At 33.3% G+C, this 351-nt stretch carries 1 protein-coding gene; it reads right to left on the minus strand.

All coding sequences use genetic code 11. From position 1 onward, the window contains the following. Positions 1–351: HAMP domain-containing protein (locus OQH61_RS09475; RefSeq protein ID WP_266027187.1), on the minus strand; the 351-nt coding region annotated here is incomplete at both ends.

A 351-nucleotide genomic window follows, 5' to 3' on the forward strand; every position in this document is an offset into this window, starting at 1 on the left:
TGTATAGCTATCAAATACTCTTGCTATTTCATTGGTATCACTGCCTATTTTCTTTTGTAAATCATCAAGCATATGATTGAGCACATTTTTTAATTCATTGAGCTGTGGATTATGAGGTGTTTCTGTAATTCTTGCTCTAAAGTCTCCAGATTCTATAGTCTTTGCAGTTAATACTGATTGCTCTACTGCTTTAGAATCTTGCTCTAAACCAACTTTAGTCTTTTGGATATTATCATTAATAGCATTACCCATTTCACCTAACTCATCTTGAGCAACAATTTTAAGAGGTTGTGGTGCTTCTTTGCGTTCGTGATTGAGATATTTAAAAAATTCAAAGAGGGTGTGGGAAAT

Origin of the sequence: Helicobacter sp. MIT 21-1697 (genome assembly GCF_026241255.1) — a bacterium.
GTDB lineage: Bacteria > Campylobacterota > Campylobacteria > Campylobacterales > Helicobacteraceae > Helicobacter_C.